We start from the raw sequence: 20,182 nt of genomic DNA, 5'->3' as shown, positions 1-20,182 counted from the left end.
GCGATCCGCCCTCCAGCGGCGGGTGAGGAGCAGTCATGTCCGTCCCCGATCAACTCCCGCGGCGCTCGGCGCGCAGACGTGGCCGGGTGTCGAGGATGGCCGCGGTCATGGCCGCGGTCGTGCTCGGCGGTGTGATGGTCGTCTTCGGCTCGGCGACCAGTTCCGCCGCCACCGTCGACACCAACGCCTGGTACGTGCTGGTCAACCGCAACAGCGGCAAGGCGCTGGACGTCTACAACCTCTCCACCGCCGACGGCGGCCGCATCACCCAGTGGGCCCGCAACGACGGCGCGAACCAGCAGTGGCAGTTCGTCGACTCCGGCGGCGGCTACTACCGGCTCAAGTCCCGCCACTCGGGCAAGGTGCTCGACGTCCACAACTTCTCCACCGCCGATGGCGGCGCGATCGTCCAGTGGGCCGATGGCAACGGCACCAACCAGCAGTTCCGGCTGGCCGACTCCGATGGCGGCCACGTCCGGCTGGTCAACCGCAACAGCAACAAGGCGGTCGAGGTCCAGAACGCCGCGACCACCGATGGGGCCCAGATCGTGCAGTACAGCGACTGGGGCGGCGCCAACCAGCAGTGGCAGCTCGTCCGCGTCGGCACGCCGCCGACCACCACCACGCCCCCACCGAGTGGCCAGTTCACCAACCCCTTGGTGTGGCAGGACTTCGCCGACGTCGAGGTCATCCGGGTCGGTGACGCGTACTACATGACCGCCTCCACCATGCACTACTCCCCCGGCGCGCCGATCCTGCGCTCCTACGACCTGGTCAACTGGGAGTTCGCCGGCCACTCCGTGCCCTCCCTGGACTTCGGCACGAAGTACGACCTCACCAACGGGCAGCGGGCCTACGTCAACGGCATCTGGGCGTCGACGCTGCAGTACCGGCCGAGCAACCGCACCTACTACTGGGCCGGGTGCATCGACTTCAACGACACCTACATCTACACCGCGAGCAGCGTCGAGGGGCCCTGGAACCGGCACGCCCAGCTCGACAACTGCTACTACGACGCGGGCATGCTGATCGACGACAACGACACGATGTACGTCGCGTACGGCAACGGCACGATCAGCGTCGCCCAGCTCTCCGCGGACGGCCGCACCCAGGTCCGCGCGCAGCAGGTGTTCCAGACGCCGTCGAACATCGGCACGCTGGAAGGCGCGCGGTTCTACAAGCGCAACGGCAGCTACTACATCTGGCTGACCCGACCCGCGAACGGCCAGTACGTCCTCAAGGCGAGCAACCCGTTCGGCCCGTACACCCTGAGGCAGGTGCTGCTCGACCTGCCGGGCCCGATCCCCGGTGGCGGCGTGCCGCACCAGGGCGGCCTGGTCCAGACCCAGAACGGGTCCTGGTACTACATGTCGTTCGTGGACGCCTACCCGGGCGGTCGCGTCCCGGCGCTCGCGCCGATCACGTGGACCGCGGACGGGTGGCCGACCCTGCAGACGGTCAACGGCCGGTGGGGCGTCAACTACCCCTCGCCGCTGCCGACCCGACCGGTCAAACCGCTCACCGGGTCCGACACGTTCGCGGGGACGGCGCTCGGCCCGCAGTGGGAGTGGAACCACGACCCGGACACCAGCCGGTACTCGGTGAACAACGGGCTGACGTTGCAGACGGCCACCGTCACCAACGACCTCTACGCCGCCCGCAACACGCTGACCCACCGCATCCAGGGGCCGACGTCGACCGCCACCGTCGAACTGGACTACAGCGCGATGCGCGACGGCGACCGGTCCGGCCTGGCCATGCTGCGCCAGTCCTCGGCCTGGATCGGGGTGAAGCGCGAGAACGGCCAGACCCGCGTGTCCATGACCACCGGGCTGGCGATGGACAGCAGTTGGCGCACCACCAGCACCGGCACCGAGGCCGCGAGCGCGGCCGTCAGCGGCGGCCGGATCTGGCTGCGGGTCAACGCCGACATCCAACCGGGGTCCAACCGCGTCGCCCGCTTCTCCTACAGCACGGACGGCACCAACTTCACCGCGCTCGGGCCGTCTTTCACCCTCAACAACGCCTGGCAGTTCTTCATGGGCTACCGCTTCGGCATCTTCAACCACGCCACCCAGGCACTGGGCGGCTCCGTCACCGTGCGCGAGTTCGACCTGACCACTCCCTGACCGCCGCTCCAGCGACAACCGCAGACGGCGGCGGTCCCGGCACGACGCGAGTCCGCCGGGACCGCCGCCGATTCGGCCTGCTCCCGAACTTCCGCGGCGAGCGGGCGCACGGTATTCGACCGAACGGCTCAACACCCGGCGAAGAAGGCCGGTGCGCGCACTCGAAATTTGCGAATATTGTTTCGAATTTTTGCGAAAGAATACCTCGGCGCACCCCACTTCAAGACCTCGACGCCCCCACCGTCCCCAGCAGCACTATTGGGCCTTTCACCAGCACGTTCACCCCAACTCCAAGATCACACTTAACCGATTCGCATCGGTTCACGGATGTAAACCTCGGCGGATGAGCGGGTCAGGGTGGCCTTGATTGCCCAAACTGTTTCGGTTAATACTGCTTAACGTTTCGAACCGAACAGCGTGTGGCTGCCAGGCATTCCAGGCCACCCACACGAGCGGACCATCGACCGCTCCCACCCCATCCGTCCCCACCCGTGCTCTTCGCGGGTGCTCCTCAGAAAGCGCCGAACATGACGCTGACATCGAAGTCAGTCGCACGAGCCGCGCTCGTGTCCACCTTGGTCGCCGCCGCCGCGGGCGCCGCGGTCCTCGTGGCGTCACCCGCCAGTGGCGCCGCCTCGACCCTCGCCGCGGCGGCACAGCAGAGCGGCCGCTACTTCGGCACCGCGGTCGCGGCCAACAAGCTGAGCGACTCCACGTACGTCGGGATTCTCAACCGTGAGTTCGACATGGTCACGGCCGAGAACGAGATGAAGATGGACGCCACGGAGCCGAGCCAGGGCCAGTTCAGCTACGGCAACGCGGACCGGATCGTCAACCAGGCGCGCAACCAGGGCAAGCGGGTCCGCGGGCACGCCCTGGCCTGGCACTCGCAGCAGCCCGGCTGGATGCAGAACATGTCCGGCACCGCGCTGCGCAACGCGATGCTGAACCACGTCACCCAGGTCGCCAGCTACTACCGCGGCAAGATCTACGCCTGGGACGTGGTGAACGAGGCGTTCGCCGACGGCAGCAGCGGCGGACGCCGTGACTCCAACCTCCAGCGCACCGGCAACGACTGGATCGAGGCCGCGTTCCGCGCCGCCCGCGCCGCCGACCCGGGTGCCAAGCTCTGCTACAACGACTACAACACCGACAACTGGTCGCACGCCAAGACCCAGGGCGTCTACCGGATGGTGCAGGACTTCAAGTCCCGCGGCGTGCCGATCGACTGCGTCGGCTTCCAGGCGCACTTCAACAGCGGCAACCCCGTTCCCTCCAACTACCACACCACCCTGCAGAACTTCGCCAACCTGGGCGTGGACGTGCAGATCACCGAGCTCGACATCGAGGGCTCCGGCTCCACGCAGGCGCAGCAGTACCAGGGCGTCGTGCAGGCCTGCCTCTCGGTGACGCGCTGCACCGGCATCACCGTCTGGGGCATCCGCGACACCGACTCGTGGCGCGCCTCCGGCACCCCGCTGCTGTTCGACGGCTCGGGCAACAAGAAGGCCGCCTACACGTCGGTCCTCAACGTGCTGAACAACGCTTCGAGCACCGTCCCGACCACGCCGACCAGCACCACCGACCCGACCGGCCCGACCACGACGACCACGCCGCAGAACCCCGGCGGCTGCACCGCGACGTACCGCGAAGGCCAGAAGTGGAACGACCGCTTCAACGGCGAGGTCACCGTCTCGGGCACGAACAACTGGGTCGTCACGGTCACCGTCAGTTCGCCGCAGCGGATCATCGCCACCTGGAACACCACCGCGACGTGGCCTTCGGCCAACGTGATGGTGGCCCGCCCCAACGGCAACGGCAACACGTTCGGCTTCACCGTCCAGCACGGGGGCAACTGGAACTGGCCCAGCGTCTCCTGCCAGGTCGGCTGAGCACGCGGTGGGAGGGCCCGGCGCCCCGGGTCCTCCCACCCCTCGAACCGGATGAGCCGGGAAGGAGCAATCCCATGCGCAGGAACCACTCCCCCGCGTCACGGTCGGCCGCGCTGGTGTCCGCCGTCGCCCTCGCCGCGACCACCGCGGCCCTGCTCGGGTCGCAGTCCGCATCGGCCGCAGCCGGTTGCCGGGTCGACTACGCCATCGCCTCCCAGTGGCCGGGCGGGTTCGGTGCCAACGTGGTCGTGACGAACCTCGGCGACCCCGTGAGCGGGTGGCGGTTGTCGTGGTCGTTCTCGGGTGACGAGCGGATCACGCAGTGGTGGAACGGGTCGCACACCCAGTCCGGCGCCCAGGTCACCGCCGTCAACGCACCGTGGAACGGCTCCATGGCCACCGGTGCGACGGTGTCGTTCGGCTTCAACGCCGCGTCCGGCGCCCGCTCGACGCCTCCGTCTGTGTTCACCCTCAACGGCACCGTGTGCACGGGATCGACGACCACGACGACGACGACGACCACCACCACCACCACCACCGCGACGACGACCACGACCACGACGCCTCAACCGGGCCGTCCGTTGATCGAGAACAACTTCCCCGTCACCCGGGAAGGCGCGTACGGCGACAACCGCTACACCGTGTTCCGCCCGGCGAACCCGCAGGCGGTCGACCGGCCGCTGCCCGTGCTGGCGTTCGGGAACGGCGCGTGCGCGCACACGGACAACAGCGAGGTCACCCGGATCCTGACGTTCATCGCGTCGAAGGGCTTCGTCGTGGTGGACACCGGCTCCGTCGACGGCTCTCCCAACGGCGTGCCGAGCGGATCTCCGATCCCCTCCCTGCTGACGGACGCGATCACGTGGGCCGAGCGGGAGCAGAACCGCTCCGGAGCGCCGCTGCGCCAGCGCCTGGACCTGACCAAGGTGGCCACCGCGGGCCACTCGTGCGGCGGCCTGGAGGCCATGGTCGCGGGCCAGGACGGCCGCGTGTCCGCGGTCGTCTCGTTGAACAGCGGGTTCTTCGCCGATGGTTCTTTCGGCTACCCGCGCTCCGAGGTCCGCGAGCTGCACACGCCCGCCCTGTTCATGGACGGCGGCCCCTCCGACGTCGCCTACGCCAACAACCAGGCCACCTACGACCTGGCCACCGTCCCGTCCGTGCTGGCCCGCCACCCGCAGGCCGGTCACGGTGGCTTCATCACCGGCAGCCAGCTGAGCGACGGCATGACGACGGTCGTGCAGTTCCTCGACATGGTGCTCAACGGCAACCAGGCAGCGCGCACCTACATCCTCAGCCCCTCCGGGCTGGCGGCCAAGGCGCCCTGGACGGTGTCCACGAAGAACTTCTGACTCGGACAACACCGAGGGCAACGGCCGCCACGGGCACGCGTCACCCGCGTGCGCAGGCGGCCGTTCGTCGTCTCCCGCCAACTCCGCCATCCAATGTTATCGCTAACTACCGCAGTTCCATCTAATGGTGCAACCTCCCTGAAACCAGGGTGGAAGCACTTGTGAGCGTGAACATGACGGGGCAGACTCATCCGACAACGAAAGGGACAACGATGTTCCACCAACACGCGGGCCGCGCCACGTCCCGGCGCAGGTCCCTGATAGCCGCCGCGGCGGCCGGTGCCCTGTTCCTACTGGGAGCGGGCGGCGTCGCGCTCGGCGGCACGCAGGCCGACCAGGTCGGCGCCGCAGCCGCCACGGCCGGGTGCGGCAAGGCGCCCGGTCTGGCCAGCGGCACGCACACGATCACCAGCGGCGGCCAGAACCGCACCTACATCCTGCGGGTGCCCGCGAACTACGACCCCAACCGCCAGTACCGGCTGTTCGTCGGCTTCCACTGGCTCAACGGGACGGCCAACGACGTCGACTCGGGAGGTGGCTCCGGGTACAACTGGTCCTACTACGGGTTGCGCAAGCAAGCGGACGCGGCGAACAACTCCATGATCTTCGTCGCACCGCAGGGCATCAGCAACGGCTGGGCGAACACCAATGGCCGTGACCTGACCTTCGTCGACGACCTGCTCCGGCAGCTCGACGCCGCCCTGTGCATCGACACCACCCAGCGCTTCGCCGGCGGCTTCAGCTACGGCGGCGCGATGTCGTACGCGGTGGCCTGCGCCCGCGCCACCACGTTCCGCGCGGTCGTGGTCTACGCGGGCGGACTGCTCAGCGGGTGCAACGGCGGCACCCAGCCCATCGCCTACATGGGGTTGCACGGTCTCACCGACAACGTGCTCAACATCTCCCAGGGTCGGACGATGCGCGACACGTTCGTGCGCAACAACGGCTGCACCGCGCAGAACCCGCCGGAGCCCCGCCAGGGCAGCCTGTCCCACGTGGTCACGACCTACAGCGGCTGCCGTGCCGGGTACCCGGTCGTGTGGGCGGCGTTCGACAACGGCCACACCCCGGCTCCGGTCGACGGGTGCGCGTGCGAAGACGGCGGTCGGACCTGGACGTCGGCCGAGGTGTGGAAGTTCGTCAACCAGTTCGCGGGCACCGGCCCCACGACGACGACAACCACCACCACCACCACAACGACGACCACCACGACCACCACGACCACCAGCACGACAACGACGACGACCTCGGTGCCCGGCACGACCTGCCGCGTCACCGACACCGTCAACGCCTGGAACACCGGCCTGACGTCGAGCATCACCGTCACCAACACCGGCACCACCCCGGTCAACGGCTGGTCGTTGGTGTTCACGCTGCCAGGTGGCCAGACCATCACCTCCGGCTGGAACGCCACCTACTCCCCGACCTCCGGTCAGGTGACCGCCCGGAACGTCTCCTACAACGCCAACCTCGCCCCGAACGCCTCGGTCACCATCGGCTTCCAGGCGAACCACACCGGCAACACCGCCGCACCCGCCTCGTTCACCCTCAACGGCAACACCTGCACGACCGGCTGAGGGCACCGAGGACCGACCACGCCGCCCCGGGCTCGTACGACTCGCGACGCCCGGGGCGGCCCACGACAGGAGTGCCATGTCGTCCTCATCGTTGAGCCGACGCAGACTGCTGCAAGCCGCCGGGGTCGCCGCCGTCGCGACCACCGCACCGTCCCTGATCGTCGGAACGGCACACGCCGCCTCCGTTCCGCCGGTCCGCGGGGACATCGGGGTAGCGGCCCACCCGTTCGACCTGAGCCAGGTCCGGCTGACCTCCGGGCGTTGGCTGGACAACCAGAACCGCACGTTGACCTACCTGCGCTTCGTGGACGTGAACCGGTTGCTCTACAACTTCCGGGCCAACCACCGGCTGTCCACCAACGGCGCGGCGGCACTCGGCGGGTGGGAGGCGCCGAACTTCCCCTTCCGCACCCACAGCCAGGGTCACTTCCTCAGCGCGTGGGCGCAGGCGTGGGCCGTGCTGGGCGACACCACGTGCCGCGACAGGGCGAACCTCATGGTCGCCGAGCTGGCGAAGTGCCAGGCGAACAACGCGGCAGCGGGCTTCAACACCGGCTACCTGTCCGGTTTCCCCGAGTCCGACTTCGACTCGATGGAGGCGGGCAGCCCCAAGTCGGTGTCGTACTACGCGCTGCACAAGACGTTGGCCGGTCTGCTGGACGTGTGGCGCCACATCGGCAACACCCAGGCGCGCGACGTGCTGCTGCGGTTCGCGGGCTGGGTCGACTGGCGCACGGCCAGGCTGTCCTACAGCCAGATGCAGCGCGTGCTGGGCACGGAGTTCGGCGGCATGAACGCCGTGCTGACCGACCTGTACCAGCAGACCGGGGACGCCCGGTGGCTCGCGACCGCCCAGCGGTTCGACCACGCGGCCGTGTTCGACCCGTTGGCCGCGAACCAGGACCGGCTCAACGGCCTGCACGCCAACACCCAGGTGGCCAAGTGGATCGGCGCGGCGCGCGAGTACAAGGCCACCGGCACCACCCGCTACCGCGACATCGCGTCCAACGCGTGGAACATCACCGTCGGCGCGCACACGTACGCGATCGGCGGCAACAGCCAGGCCGAGCACTTCCGCGCGCCCAACGCCATCGCCTCCTACCTCAACACCGACACCGCCGAGGCGTGCAACAGCTACAACATGCTCAAGCTGACCCGCGAGCTGTGGCTGCTGCAACCGGACAACGCGGCGTACTTCGACTTCTACGAGCGCGCGCTCATCAACCACCTCATCGGCCAGCAGAACACCGCCGACCCGCACGGCCACATCTGCTACTTCACCGGCCTCAACCCCGGCCACCGGCGCGGCAACACCGGGCCCGCGTGGGGCGGCGGCAACTGGAGCACCGACTACACCACGTTCTGGTGCTGCCAGGGCACCGCCCTGGAGGTCAACACGTCCCTGGCCAACTCGATCTACTTCCGCAGCGGCACCACGCTCACGGTGAACCTCTACGCGCCGTCCGTGCTGACCTGGTCGGAGCGGGGCATCACGGTCACCCAGACCACGACCTACCCGGCGTCCGACACCACCACCATCACGGTCAGCGGCAGCGTGGAGGGGTCGTGGACGATGCGCCTGCGCATCCCCGCGTGGACCACCGGTGCCACCGTCAGCGTCAACGGCGTCGCCCAGGGCGTCACCGCGACTCCCGGCAGCTACGCCTCGTTGACCAGGTCGTGGGCTCCCGGTGACGCGGTGACCCTGCGCCTGCCCATGCGGGTGATCATGCAGGCCGCCAACGACAACCCCGCCGTCGCCGCGATCAGCTACGGACCGGCGGTCCTGGCGGGCAACTACGGCAACACCGCCCTGTCCCGGCCGCCCGCGCTCAACGTCGGCTCCATCACCCGCACCAGCACGTCGTCGCTGGCGTTCACCGCGCAGGCCGATGGTGCGACGGTCAACCTCGGCCCGTTCCACGACGCCCACGGCTTCAACTACACCGTCTACTGGACCACCGCCGGTGGCGGGGGCGGCTCGGAAGCCTCCTACCGGTTGTTCAACGCCGCGAGCGGCCTGGTGCTCGGCGTGCAGGACATGTCCACTTCGGATGGTGGGCCGGCCGTGCAGTGGGGCGACACCGGGACCGCCGACCACAACTGGCAGATCGTGGTGGACGGGAGCGACGTCCGGCTGCGCAACTCGCACAGCGGCAAGGTGCTGGGCGTCGAGAACATGTCCACCGCCGACAACGCCCGCGTCCTGCAGTGGGGCGACACCGGCACGGCCGACCACCGCTGGACCGTGGTCGACCACGGTGACGGCACCCACAAGCTGCGCAACGCCAACAGCGGCAAGGTGCTGGGCATCCTGAACGCCTCGACGGCCCAGGGCGCGCAGGCCGTGCAGGACTCGGACAACGGCTCGGCCGACAACCGGTGGCGCTTCGTACCGACCGGCACCCGCCGCGTGCAGAACCGTGCCAGTGGCTTGGTTCTCGGCGTGCAAGACATGTCCACTTCGGATGGTGGGCTGGTCGTGCAGTGGGACGACAACGGCACCGCCGACCACTTGTGGACCGCAGTTCTCGACCCCGACGGCTACTTCCGGCTGCGCAACTCGCACAGCGGCAAGGTCCTCGGCGTCGAGAACGGCGCCAACGCCAACAACGCCCGAGTGCTCCAGTGGTCCGACAACGGCACCACCGACCACAAGTGGCGCCTGCGCCACGGCACCAACGGCTACTTCCGCATCCAGTGCGCCAACGGCGGCCGAGTCCTAGGCCTAACCAACGCCTCCACCGCCCGCGGCACACAGGTCGTGCTGTACGACGACAACGGCACCACCGACCACCTCTGGCGCTTCATCTGACCACCCCCACCCACCCCCGGCGTCGCACCCGCTCCCCCGGGTGCGACGCCGCCCAAACCCACCCACTACCCCACCCACCACTCCCGCACCCACCCACCACTCCCGCACCCACCGCCCCGCCCACCGCCGCCACACCCGCCGCTCCCGCGCCTCAACCGCCGTTCTCGCGCCCACCACTCCCGTGCCCACCGTGGCGTCAACGCACCCAGCACCTGCCGCCCCCGCGCCAGGACGATCCACCGCGGCCGCAACCGATGCCCGTGACCGCCGACTCGGCCGACCCCCGTGCAGGACCGCACCGCACCCGACCACCACTGGGCCCGGCAGGTCGACGACCGCACGATGCAGCTGACCCAACGGGCCCGCGCCCTCACCCGTGCCAGCGCGCAGTCGGCCAGCGCACTCGGCCACCGCACTCAGCCGACGCACGCGGCCACCGCACGCAGCCACCGCACTCGGCCACCGCAGCCAGCCGCCGGACAGCACCGGACGACCGGGGCCATCATCACCAGGACCACCCTCGCCGTGCCGGCGGGCCTCGGCGCCGCCAGGGTCCACGAGGCGGCCACCGCCGTCCGCGTCCACGTGCGCGACGGCCCGCACCGGATCGAGGCGATCGAGGCCGCAGCTGCCGAGTCGGCCGGCGCCTGGTGGGACGATGTCGCCCATGGCGGGCGGCGCCGGCTGGACTTCGGCTGAACCCGGACGCTCGCGAGGCCCTTCCCGTGGCGGGCATGCGGCCGGTCGAGGCGGGCCTTGTTGTTTCTCCCGACGTTTCAGTTGAATAATAACACCGTGTTCTTTGAAGTCGGGAGCATGATCACCCGATCGTGGAACTGGTGACTCGCGAAGGTGCAGGTCAGAGCATTGAGGTCTAGTCGCGGTCGTACAGTCTTCGGCGCCACCAGTGGCCTGGGGTGGTCGAGTGCGGGTTTGGCAAGGTTCGCCGGCGGGATTCCTCGTCCAGCGGGGTGAGCAGGCGATGCAGTTCGGTGCGGGCGGTGCGGGGTAGGTGGGTCGACGGCATACGGTTCCGGGTCCGCACCGGCATCCCCTGGCGGGACGTACCCGAGGAGTATGGGCCGTGGGGCCGGGTGTACGACCTGTTCCGCCGTTGGCAGCGAAACGGCGTCTGGCAGCGGATCGTCACCCAACTACAGGCCCGGGCGGACGCGAAGGACCTGATCACCTGGGACATCAACGTCGACTCCACCGTTGTGCGCGCTCACCAGCATGCCGCCGGGGCGCGGAAAAAGGGGACCTGCAGAAGCAGCCGCCCGGAGGCATTGCCGCCGAGCCCGACGATCACGGGCTTGGACGCTCGCGCGGCGGCCGGACCACCAAGCTGCACCTGGCCGGCGAGCAGCGCCAGAAGCACCGCGCTGTGGCGACGCGCTATGACAAGCTTGCGGTCCGCTACGAGGCGACCGTCCTCGTCGCGGCCATCAATGAATGGCTGTGACCACTCACACGGCTCGTTCCATGCAGACCAGCTGGTCCCGCTCGTCCCACGACTCGGTGACGGTGAATCCGAGGCGCTCGTACAGGGCGATCGCGCCTGCCCGCCACTTCCACACCGACAGCCGCACCGCGCTGACGCCGCTTTCCGCAGCATGCACAAGCGCGGCGCTGACCAGGCTGGACGCGATGCCTTGCCCCCGGAACGCCGGGTCCGTCCAGAGCCTCTTGACCTCGGACTGTCCGTCGACAGAGGCGGTCACCACCAGGCAGCCCACCGCGGTGTCCCCGCTCAACGCCAGCAGCACGACATCGTCTTCGAACACGGCTTGCGGATCCGCGATCTCTACCCGGTAGCGGTCCGGCAACCCACCCACACCGGCGACGGCCTCACCCTTCTCGGCCTGCGTCTGCAGATGGTAGGCCGCCAGCAGATCTGCCAGTCCATCCTGGGCGGAAGGGGTCTGACCTGGCCAGCGGACGATGGCAACCTCGCGTTGATCAGTCATGACGCGAGCATCGCATGACACATGCCAGGGCCAGAACGAGTACCTTGATCCACTTTCGATACACCCCCTAGCACTCCAGGTCAGGAGCGGGCGGTCCGGTAGCGCGGGTTGGTGTTGTGCCACTCGAAACCGCCGCCCATCCAGGCGCGCAGGCCGCGCAGGAACCGCTGGAGTTCCGGCGACGGCACGGCGCTCAGGCTCTCGTGCAACTCCTCGAAGTCGTGGACGAACTTGTTGTGCAGTGCCACGGTGGCCTCGGTCGCCTCCTCGATCGAGCAGTTCCGGTCCGCCGCGATCTGCAGGACCATGTTGACGACGGGGTTGACGTCGGCGGCGTCCTTCGCCACCGACAGCAGGTCGTTGACCAGCACGGACGCCGTCCCGGCCTGGGTGATGGCGCGGCGCACGCGAGGGTCGTAGTAGAGGTTGGCGGGCACTTCGTAGCCGCCGACTGGGTCCACCAGCGTCATCGACGTGGCGAAGGTGTCGTGCTGCCGGGTGGCGAGGTACTTCCAGGCGGGCGGGTACTCGCCGGTGTACCGCCAGGCCGCGTAGGTGTTCCAGCTGACGAACATGGTGAACGTGGAGTAGCAGATCCGCTGCACCTGGGCCGGGGTGCCGGCGCGTTCCAGGTGCTCGACGGCGGACCGCAGCGCCACCAGCACCGGCTCGGCGCGCAACGCCTCCTCCAGCGGCTCGTCGAACTCGCCGGCGGGCGCGACCGGGTCCATCGCCACCATCGCCAGCGCCAGGCGCGGCGGCAGTTCGGCGGGGGTGGCGCCCATGTCGGTGTTGTCGGCGTACAGGTCGTCGGCGGCCCACCACGCGGCGTTGAGCCGTGCCGCGATCAGCAGTTGCTCGGGGTCTTCGGTGTCGGTGTGGGTGAGCATCGCCAACCGCCCGAAGCCGGCCTTGCGGAGCTGGTCGAGCTCTTCGCCCCGGAAGCCGCACTCCTCACCCCACCGCACCAGCCGGTCGTCGACCTCGTCGGCGAGCGCGTCGTCGATCCGCTCCACCATGGGCACGTAGACCGGTGACGCCGTCCCATCACCCCACTCCCGCTCCACGTAGCCGGGACTGGAGGTAGGGGAAACCGGTGCCCGGTCGGCGGTCTCGGCGGCCTCGACGAGCCCCGCCGCGAACTGGGCCGCCAGCCGGGCCGCGGACGTGCCAAGCCCTGACGGCACACTCGGAACCGCGCCGGCCGGCCTGGAAGCACCGACTCCCGGTTCGCGCAGATCCGGTGGTGCGGAGGGGGCGGCGCCGGCAGGACGGGAGGTGCCGACCCCCGGCGGGCGCAGATCGGACGGTAGGGATGGGGCCGCGCCGCCAGGTCCGGCCGTGCCCGGCTCCGGCAGGGCGGACAGGCTCGCGCCGGATGGTCCGCCCCGCGCTGGTCCACCCGCTCCGCTCGACCTGCCCGGCACTGCTGCGGCTGCTCCGCTCGACCTGCCCGACACCGGCCGGGCCGCCCCGCTCGGCGCGCCCGTCACCGGCCCGGCTCCCACGCTCCGAGCGCCCGACACCGACTTGGACACTCCGCTTGGTGTGCCCGGCACGGCTGCCGTTGCGGCGCCCGACACCGGGGTGGCCGTCTTGCTCGGAGCGGTAGGTACCGAGGCAGCGGGTGTTGGGGCGGCGGGTTCCGTGCCGGTGGGGAGCAGGCCTGGTGGCAGGGACGGGCCGCGTGGGATCCGTCCGGTCGGCACTGGGGGCGGCGCGGTGGTCATCGCACCCGGTCCGCGACGATCAGCAGGTAGTGGAAGCTGCCCTCCCGGTACGCCGTCAGGAACGACTTCTCGACGCCCGTCGCCACCGACGACTGCTCGCGCAGCTCCCAGTACGGGATGGTCTGCGGCGTCAGGTCGACCACCTCGATCGGCACGAGGTTGTTCGCGGTGAGGGCCTTGAAGTACTCGCTGCGCGCGTGGACGCTGCACGTGTAGCGCTCGTCGATCTGGCTCACGGCCTTGGAGCGCCCACCGGTCACGTCGTTGTAGCAACCGGTGATGCACACGTACCGGCCGCCGTGGCGCAGGAGCCGGGAGAACTCGCCGAACAGGTCGAAGAGGTCGACGTACATCGTCGTCTCGTTGGTCCAGACGGCCGAGAAGTCACCGGTCTCGAACCCCGTGTCGAGCATGTTCTTGAAGTGGAACCGCACCTTGTCCGCCACGCCCCACCGGGCGGCCTGGGCGTTGGCGAAGTCGACCTGCTTCTGCGAGATCGTCACGCCGTCCACCCGGCACCCGAACCGCTGGTTGGCCATCAGGCTGGTGCCGCCGCGACCGGAACCGCCGTCCAGCAGCCGGTCCTCCGGCCGGATCGGGCCGAGGTAGTCGAGCAGGACGTCGGCCTGGGCGCTCTCCAACCGGTGCAGCTCGGCGATCACGCGCTCGTCGCGGGTCTCCTCGGGACCGGACAGCACCGACTTGTCGTACGCACCGAGCCCGTAGTGGTGGTGGTAGATCCCGTCGACCTCCCCCAGCTTGATGTTCACCGGGTCCTGCTCGTTGTTCCAGTAGTCCGCGATGGACCGCTGGTAGTCGGTGCGCAGGACGGAGGATGCGGCGGTGGTCGTCATATGTGGTTCTCCTTAGGGGGTGTTCTTCCGGGTGGCGGTGGGTGCGCGTGCCCGGAGCGGTTCTCAGCGGAGGATTTCGACGTCGTCGAGCACGCCCAAGGCGTCCGGGACGAGTACGGCGACCGAGTAGTAGGCCGTGACGAGGTAGGAGGTGATCGCTTTCGCGTCGGTGCCCATGGGCTGCACGGTCAGCCCCGGTTCGACTTCGTTCGGCAGCCCCGTCTGGTGCAGGCCGATGACGCCTTCGTCGGCCTCGCCGGTGCGCAGCGCGAGGACGGCACTGGTGCCGCGGCGGCTGATCGGGATCTTGTCGCACGGCAGCACCGGGACCCCGCGCCACGACAGGTGGCGGACACCGCCGTCCACCTCGACCGTGCCGGGGTCGAGCCCTTGGCGGGTGCACTCGCGGCCGATCGCCGCGATCGTGCGCGGGTGGGCCAGGAACAGGCGCGTCTTGCGCCGCCGGCTCAGCAGGTTGTCCAGATCGTCGGGGGTGGGTGGGCCGCTGCGGGCGTGGATGCGCTGGCTCGGGTGGACGTTGTGCAGCAGCCCGATGCGCGGGTCGTTGACCAGGTCGTGCTCCTGCCGCTCCCGCAACGCCTCGATGGTCAGCCGCAGCTGCTGCTCGGTCTGGTCCATCGGCTCGTTGTAGAGGTCGGCCACCCTGGTGTGCACGCGCAGCACCGTCTGCGCGACCTCCAACCCGTACTCGCGTGGCGCCGGGTCGTAGTCGACGAACGTGCTCGGCAGCTCCGGCTCGCCCGTGTGACCCGACGCCACCGCGATCTCCGCCTCGCCCTTCTTGTTGCGCGGCGGCAGCGGACGGTCGCGGTTGCGCTCGACGTGCGCGCGCAGGCTCGGCGAGGCGTCGAGCAGGTCGGCCACCGCCTGCCACGACAAGGTGAGCGCGATGACGGGGGTGAGGGCTTTCGCGGTGTACCGCGCGGTGCCCGGCGCGCCGGTCAGGACCTCGGTGCCCAGGCACTCGCCGTCCGCCAGGACGTCGACCACGACCGGGTCGCCGTACTCGCCCGCGGCCAGCTGCGACACCCGGCCGTGTGCCACCACGACCAGGTGGTCGGTCGCCTCGCCCGCGCCGGCGACGATGGCACCCGGCTCGTACCGGCGCTGCTCGAACCGGTCCGCCAGGGCGCTCAGCACGTCCTCGTCGTCGCAGTCGCGCAGCGGCGGCAGCTCGGCCAGCGTCTCGGGCACGACCCGGAACCGCCCGCTCAGCGCCGTGCACGCGACCCGTTCGTGGCCGGCCTCGTAGGTGCGGCGCCGGTTGACCCGGTACGTACCGCCCGCCGCCTCCACCCACGGCAAGCGGCGCAGCAGCCACCGCGGCGTGATCGCCTGCGTCTGCGGCCGGGTCTTGGTCGTGGTCGCCAGCACCCGGGCGGCCTCGGTGCCCAGGCTCAGGCGGTGCTCGGCCCGCTCGACGGACTCGGCCGGTTCGACGGCGGTCATGCCTCCTCCCGCCCGATCTCGACCTGCTCCAGGACCGCGAGCGCGTCCGGCACCAGCACGGCGGCGGAGAAGTAGGCGCTGACCAGGTAGGAGGTGATCGCCTTGGCGTCGGTGCCCATGTCCTTCACGGTCAGCCCCGGCCGGTACTCGTCCGGCAGGCCGGTCTGGTGCAGGCCGATCACGCCCTGGTTGTCCAGGCCCGTGCGCAGCAGCAGCACCGAGCTGGTGTGGTGCCCGCTGATCGGGATCTTGTTGCACGGCAGGAGCGGCACGCCCCGCCACGCGGGCACGTGGTGGCCGTTGATCTCGACCGGGCCGGGGTGCAGACCCCGGTGGTTCCACTCGCGCGCGATCGCCGCGATGGTGCGCGGGTGCGCCAGCAGGCAGCCCGGTTCCTTCCACACCAGCGAGAGCAGGTGGTCCAGGTCGTCCGGGGTGGGCGGGCCGCCGCGGGTGCGGATGCGCTGTTTGAGGTCGGCGTTGTGCAGCAGCCCGATGCGCGGGTTGTTGACCAGTTCGTGCTCCTGGCGCTCGCGCAACGCCTCGATCGTCAGCCGCAGCTGCTGCTCGGTCTGGTCCATCGGCTCGTCGTAGAGGTCGGCGACCCTCCGGTGGACCCGCAGGATCGTCTGCGCGACCTCCAGCTCGTACTCGCGCGGCGCCGGGTCGTAATCCACGAACGTGCTCGGCAGGTCCGGTTCGCCCTCGTGGCCCGAGGCCACCGCGACGTCCGCCTCGCCGTGCTCGTTGCGCTGGGCGCCGCGGTTCGCCTGGAACCACCGGAGCCGCTCGCGCAGCGCCTCCGACTGCGCCAACACCTCGTCGAACCCCCGCTGCGGCAGCACCAGCGCGGTGCACCGGGTGACGGCTTTGACCGTGAGGTCCCAGGTGCTGAGCGGGTCGGTGAGGCTGTCGTCGCCGAAGTGGTCGCCATCGGCCAGCACGCCGAGCGTGGTCCGGTCGCCGTACTCGCCGGTGCCGACCTGGTCCAGCCTGCCGTGCACGATCAGGAACGCCTCGTCCGACAGACCGCCGGACGCGACCACCACGTCGCCCGGTTCGTAGTCGCGCCGCTCGAACCGGGCGGCCAGGGCGGCCAGCACGTCCGGCTCGTCGAACCCGCGCAGCAACGGCAGCTCGCCCAGCTCGGCCGGGATGACGGCCGGCCCGGAGCCGGTGTCGGTGAACGTCACCCGGCCGTCGCCGACCTCGTAGCTGAGCCGCCGGTTGACCCGGAACGTGCCGCCCTCGGCCTCGACCCAGGGCAGCACCTTGAGCAGCCACCGCGAGGAGATGGCCCGCATCTGCGGCACGGACTTGGTCGTGGTGGCGAGGTTGCGGGCGGCGGCCGGGCCGAGGCTCAGCCTGGTCTCGGACGCGTCGGGAACCGATTCCACCGGTTGCGCGAGAGTCACGAGCACCACCAATCCGAATCCTGAGGAAATTCACGCCGACACCCGACCACAGCGGAATGAGCGCCGCGGTCAGTCATTACTGCGGCGCTTATTCGGAGGACGACGAATGCGACGCTAGCAGCGCGTTCCGACCGTGGGAAGTCGCTCGAAAGAGGCCTGTGGATAACCTGCCGCGGTTATGCCGTGCGAGTGAATTGACACCACGATGCGGTGAGAGCCGGAGGCGAAATCTACGGTGCGTCGCATTCGACTACCCACGCGTGTGATCGTGCGCGCCCACCGATATTTCACAGATCCGCGAGACGCGGCCCGTGCGGAGCAGTGACGACCGACAACGGCGCACCGCCGGTCACCACGAGTAGGGGTGGACAGGTGAGTCGCGGTGGTCCGAGTAGCCGGTGACCTGGCCAGTGCGGGTCGTGGTCCGACCCGCATTAGTGCGTTGTCGTCGGGCCGGGCGTGGGTTCTGGTGTGCTTGATCAGCCGGCCGCGGTGGGGCCTGCTCGTGGCGTGGACGGGGTGGTGGCCGGTGGGCGGCGGGGATGAGGGCCGGGCGATCCAGTTCGGCGTCGCGTCGGGGCATGCCGGGGTGTGGCAGGCCGGGCGGGACCTCGTCCACGTCGCCGGTGACCTGGTGGTCGACGGGTCGCCGACGCTCCCTCCCGCGAGCCGGATCCCGGTGCCCACCGGGGTTTTCGTCGGTCGGGACGACGAGTTGGCCAGGCTGGAGTCCGCGGTCGCCGGGTCCGGCCGGGTCGCGGTGGTCGCGGTGCACGGCCTCGGCGGCGTCGGCAAGAGCACCCTGGCCGCGCGGTTCGCCGAACTGCACCGCGACCGGTTCGAGCTGGTGTGGTGGATCACCGCGGACTCGCCGAGCGCGCTCGACAACGGGCTCGCCGAGCTGGCCGTCGGCGTCGAGCCGGACACGGCCACCGCGCCGCTCGAACAGCGGGTCGAGGCGGCGGTGCGGTGGCTGGCGGCGCACCGGGACTGGCTGGTGGTCCTGGACAACCTCACCGCCCCCACCGACGCGGACGCGTTGCTGGCACGGGTGCGCACCGGCACCGTGGTGATCACCAGCAGGCGCAGCACCGGTTGGCGGGGCGTCCCCACCGTGGCGCTGGACGTGCTGCGGCCCGCCGAGGCGGAAGAGCTGCTGGCCGGCACCGTGCACGCGGACTGGCCCGACGCCGACCTCGACGGTGCGCGTCGGCTGTGCGCGGAACTCGGCCGGTTACCGCTGGCGGTGCGGCAGGCGGGCGCCTACCTGGCCCAGAACCGGATCACCCCGACCGCCTACCTGGACCTGCTGGCCAGGTACCCGGCCCGGGTGTTCACCGCGACCGGTGAGGGCGCCGACGCGCAGCGGACGATGGCGCGGGTCTGGCGGGTCACCCTGGACCGGTTGGCCGACACCCCCGCGGCGGGCCGGGTGCTGCGCGAGCTGGCCTGGTACGCGCCGGAGGGCATCCACCGGGCCTTCCTCGGCGACGACGTGGACGTGGCGGACGCGCTGGGCAGGCTCGCGGCGTACAGCATGATCCGGCTCGGCCCGCACACGGTCGGCGTGCACAGGTTGGTCCAGGCCGTCACCCGCACGCCGGACCCGGGCGACCCGCACCGGCGGGCCGAGGACATCACCGCGGCTCGTCATGCCGTCACCACATCGCTGTACGGGGTGCTGATCGCGCTCGACCACGAGACGCCGAAGGACTGGCAGGTGTACGACGCCGTCCACCCGCACGTCCGCGCGCTGCTGGACCACGGCGTCCCGTCTGACGACACCGCGTGGACCGCCGCCCTGCTCAACTCCCTCGGCCTGTTCCTGCAGAACCAGGGTGACCTGGCCACCGCCACCGCCTACTTCACCCGTGCGCTCGGCACCTTCGGCAGCGCGCGTGACATCGACACCGTCATCCTGCGGAACAACCTGGCGCGGGCACGGCTCGCGGCGGGCGACCACGAATCGGCGATCACGGGCCACGAGACCGTGCTCGCCGATGCCTTGGAGGTGCTCGGCCCCGACCACCCGTTCACGCTCGTCGCCCGCACGAACCTGGCCAACACCTACCTGTTCGCGCGGAACCTGGAGCGCGCGCTCCCCCTGTACGAGACGGCGCTCGCCGAGTGCAGGCGTGTCCTGGGTGACGACCACTCGTCGACCCTGGAAGCGCGGGTGAACCTGGTGCTCGGGCTGCGGCACTCGGGTGATCTCGCGGGCGCGGTGCGCGCCGGCCGCGAGGCGGTGGCGGAATGCGTGCGCGTCCTGGGCGAAGACCACCTGTCCACTCTGACGGCTCGCAACAACCTCGCCACGGCGCTGCTGTACGCGGGTCGGGTCCGGCAGGCGGTCCGGCTCTTCGAGGAGTTGGCGCGGGACAAGGTGCGGGTGCTCGGCGAGGACCACCCGGACACCCTCACCTCCGAGGTCAACCTGGCCGCCGCGTACCGGGAGGCCGGGCTGGTGGCGCTCGCCGCCGTGCGGCACCGCGAGGTCGTCGCCCACATCGAGCGGGTGCTCGGGCCGGACCACCCGCTCGCGTTCGCCGCGCGCAACGACCTGGCCACGACCTTGCTGGCCGCGGGCGACCTGAGGCGTGCGGCGGCGTGCACGGCGGAGACCCTGGCGCGGGCGCGGCACCGGTTCGGCGAGACCCACCCGTTGACCCTCACCGCGTTGAGCAACCACGCGCTGGTCCACGGTGGAGGCGGCGACCACACCGAGGCCGTCGAACTGCTGACGGCCGCCCGCGCCACCCTGGAACGCGACCTCGGCCACGACCACCCGGAAACGCTGACGTGCCGGGGCAACCTGGCTTCGGCGCTGTGGGACGTCGGGCAGCACGAGCGGGCCGTGGCGGAGTTCGACGCGGTGATCGCCGACTGCGACCGCGTGCTGGGCCCGGACCACCCCACGACGCTCACCGCGCGGGAGAACCTGCGGCACGCCCTGACCGGTGGCCTGTAACGCAGCAGTAGAC

12 protein-coding genes and 1 pseudogene are annotated in these 20,182 nt (G+C 70.4%); 8 read left to right on the top strand and 5 right to left on the bottom strand.

The features are described 5' to 3' along the window. The first annotated feature begins 35 nt into the window (after positions 1-35). The 7 genes and pseudogenes from B0I31_RS33610 to B0I31_RS43175 form a co-directional block, all read left to right on the top strand. The gene (locus B0I31_RS33610) at positions 36-2,129 is read left to right on the top strand and encodes a family 43 glycosylhydrolase (protein ID WP_106619428.1); all 2,094 of its coding nucleotides are present in this window, start codon (positions 36-38) and stop codon (positions 2,127-2,129) included. Positions 2,130-2,656: 527 nt separating this feature from the next. After that, positions 2,657-4,021, top strand: a complete 1,365-nt coding sequence (locus tag B0I31_RS33605) for a glycoside hydrolase family 10 protein (RefSeq protein WP_106619427.1) — start codon at positions 2,657-2,659, stop codon at positions 4,019-4,021. Positions 4,022-4,095: 74 nt separating this feature from the next. Then, positions 4,096-5,373 carry a cellulose binding domain-containing protein gene (locus tag B0I31_RS33600; protein ID WP_106619426.1) on the top strand — a complete coding sequence of 426 codons (1,278 nt, stop codon included), beginning with the start codon at positions 4,096-4,098 and terminating at the stop codon, positions 5,371-5,373. Positions 5,374-5,585: 212 nt separating this feature from the next. Then, positions 5,586-6,950, top strand: a complete 1,365-nt coding sequence (locus B0I31_RS33595) for a CE1 family esterase (RefSeq protein ID WP_106619425.1) — start codon at positions 5,586-5,588, stop codon at positions 6,948-6,950. Between the two features lie 91 nt (positions 6,951-7,041). Further along, positions 7,042-9,765, top strand: a complete 2,724-nt coding sequence (locus B0I31_RS33590) for a beta-L-arabinofuranosidase domain-containing protein (protein ID WP_245950617.1) — start codon at positions 7,042-7,044, stop codon at positions 9,763-9,765. A gap of 285 nt (positions 9,766-10,050) precedes the next feature. Then, the gene (locus B0I31_RS33580; protein WP_106619423.1) at positions 10,051-10,464 is read left to right on the top strand and encodes a hypothetical protein; all 414 of its coding nucleotides are present in this window, start codon (positions 10,051-10,053) and stop codon (positions 10,462-10,464) included. 218 nt (positions 10,465-10,682) lie between these two features. Further along, positions 10,683-10,850 (top strand): annotated as a pseudogene (locus tag B0I31_RS43175) (hypothetical protein); the annotation flags it as partial. Between the two features lie 381 nt (positions 10,851-11,231). On the opposite strand, the gene B0I31_RS33570 reads toward B0I31_RS43175, so the two are convergent. The 5 genes from B0I31_RS33570 to B0I31_RS33550 form a co-directional block, all read right to left on the bottom strand. Next, positions 11,232-11,732: a GNAT family N-acetyltransferase gene (locus B0I31_RS33570; protein WP_106619422.1), complete on the bottom strand. Its 501-nt coding sequence runs from the start codon at positions 11,730-11,732 to the stop codon at positions 11,232-11,234. Between the two features lie 80 nt (positions 11,733-11,812). Next, complete coding sequence (locus B0I31_RS33565) at positions 11,813-12,919, bottom strand: family 2 encapsulin nanocompartment cargo protein terpene cyclase (protein WP_106619421.1); 1,107 nt, start codon at positions 12,917-12,919, stop codon at positions 11,813-11,815. Positions 12,920-13,458: 539 nt separating this feature from the next. Then, on the bottom strand, positions 13,459-14,316 hold the full coding sequence (locus tag B0I31_RS33560) for a geranyl diphosphate 2-C-methyltransferase (RefSeq protein WP_106619420.1): 858 nt from the start codon (positions 14,314-14,316) through the stop codon (positions 13,459-13,461). 63 nt (positions 14,317-14,379) lie between these two features. After that, complete coding sequence (locus B0I31_RS33555) at positions 14,380-15,786, bottom strand: family 2B encapsulin nanocompartment shell protein (RefSeq protein ID WP_106619419.1); 1,407 nt, start codon at positions 15,784-15,786, stop codon at positions 14,380-14,382. After that, positions 15,783-17,201, bottom strand: a complete 1,419-nt coding sequence (locus B0I31_RS33550; RefSeq protein WP_245950616.1) for a family 2B encapsulin nanocompartment shell protein — start codon at positions 17,199-17,201, stop codon at positions 15,783-15,785. Before B0I31_RS33550 ends, B0I31_RS33555 begins: the two co-directional genes overlap by 4 nt. 529 nt (positions 17,202-17,730) lie before the next feature. On the opposite strand from B0I31_RS33550, the gene fxsT reads away from it, so the two are divergent. After that, positions 17,731-20,169, top strand: coding sequence for an FxSxx-COOH system tetratricopeptide repeat protein (gene fxsT / locus B0I31_RS33545; protein WP_181320664.1), 2,439 nt, complete (start codon positions 17,731-17,733; stop codon positions 20,167-20,169). Positions 20,170-20,182: the final 13 nt, after the last annotated feature.

It is taken from the genome of Saccharothrix carnea, from assembly GCF_003014735.1.
Lineage (GTDB): Bacteria > Actinomycetota > Actinomycetes > Mycobacteriales > Pseudonocardiaceae > Actinosynnema > Actinosynnema carneum.
The sequence above is the reverse complement of the archived record's forward strand: the minus strand, read 5'-3'. Positions and strand labels throughout refer to the sequence as shown.

Excerpts from the sequence above, each read along its gene's own strand:
- B0I31_RS33610 (WP_106619428.1), top strand. The coding sequence starts at position 36 with ATGTCCGTCCCCGATCAACTCCCGCGGCGCTCGGCGCGCAGACGTGGC.
- B0I31_RS33605 (WP_106619427.1), top strand. The coding sequence starts at position 2,657 with ATGACGCTGACATCGAAGTCAGTCGCACGAGCCGCGCTCGTGTCCACC.
- B0I31_RS33600 (WP_106619426.1), top strand. The coding sequence starts at position 4,096 with ATGCGCAGGAACCACTCCCCCGCGTCACGGTCGGCCGCGCTGGTGTCC.
- B0I31_RS33595 (WP_106619425.1), top strand. The coding sequence starts at position 5,586 with ATGTTCCACCAACACGCGGGCCGCGCCACGTCCCGGCGCAGGTCCCTG.
- B0I31_RS33570 (WP_106619422.1), bottom strand. The coding sequence starts at position 11,732 with ATGACTGATCAACGCGAGGTTGCCATCGTCCGCTGGCCAGGTCAGACC.
- B0I31_RS33560 (WP_106619420.1), bottom strand. The coding sequence starts at position 14,316 with ATGACGACCACCGCCGCATCCTCCGTCCTGCGCACCGACTACCAGCGG.
- B0I31_RS33555 (WP_106619419.1), bottom strand. The coding sequence starts at position 15,786 with ATGACCGCCGTCGAACCGGCCGAGTCCGTCGAGCGGGCCGAGCACCGC.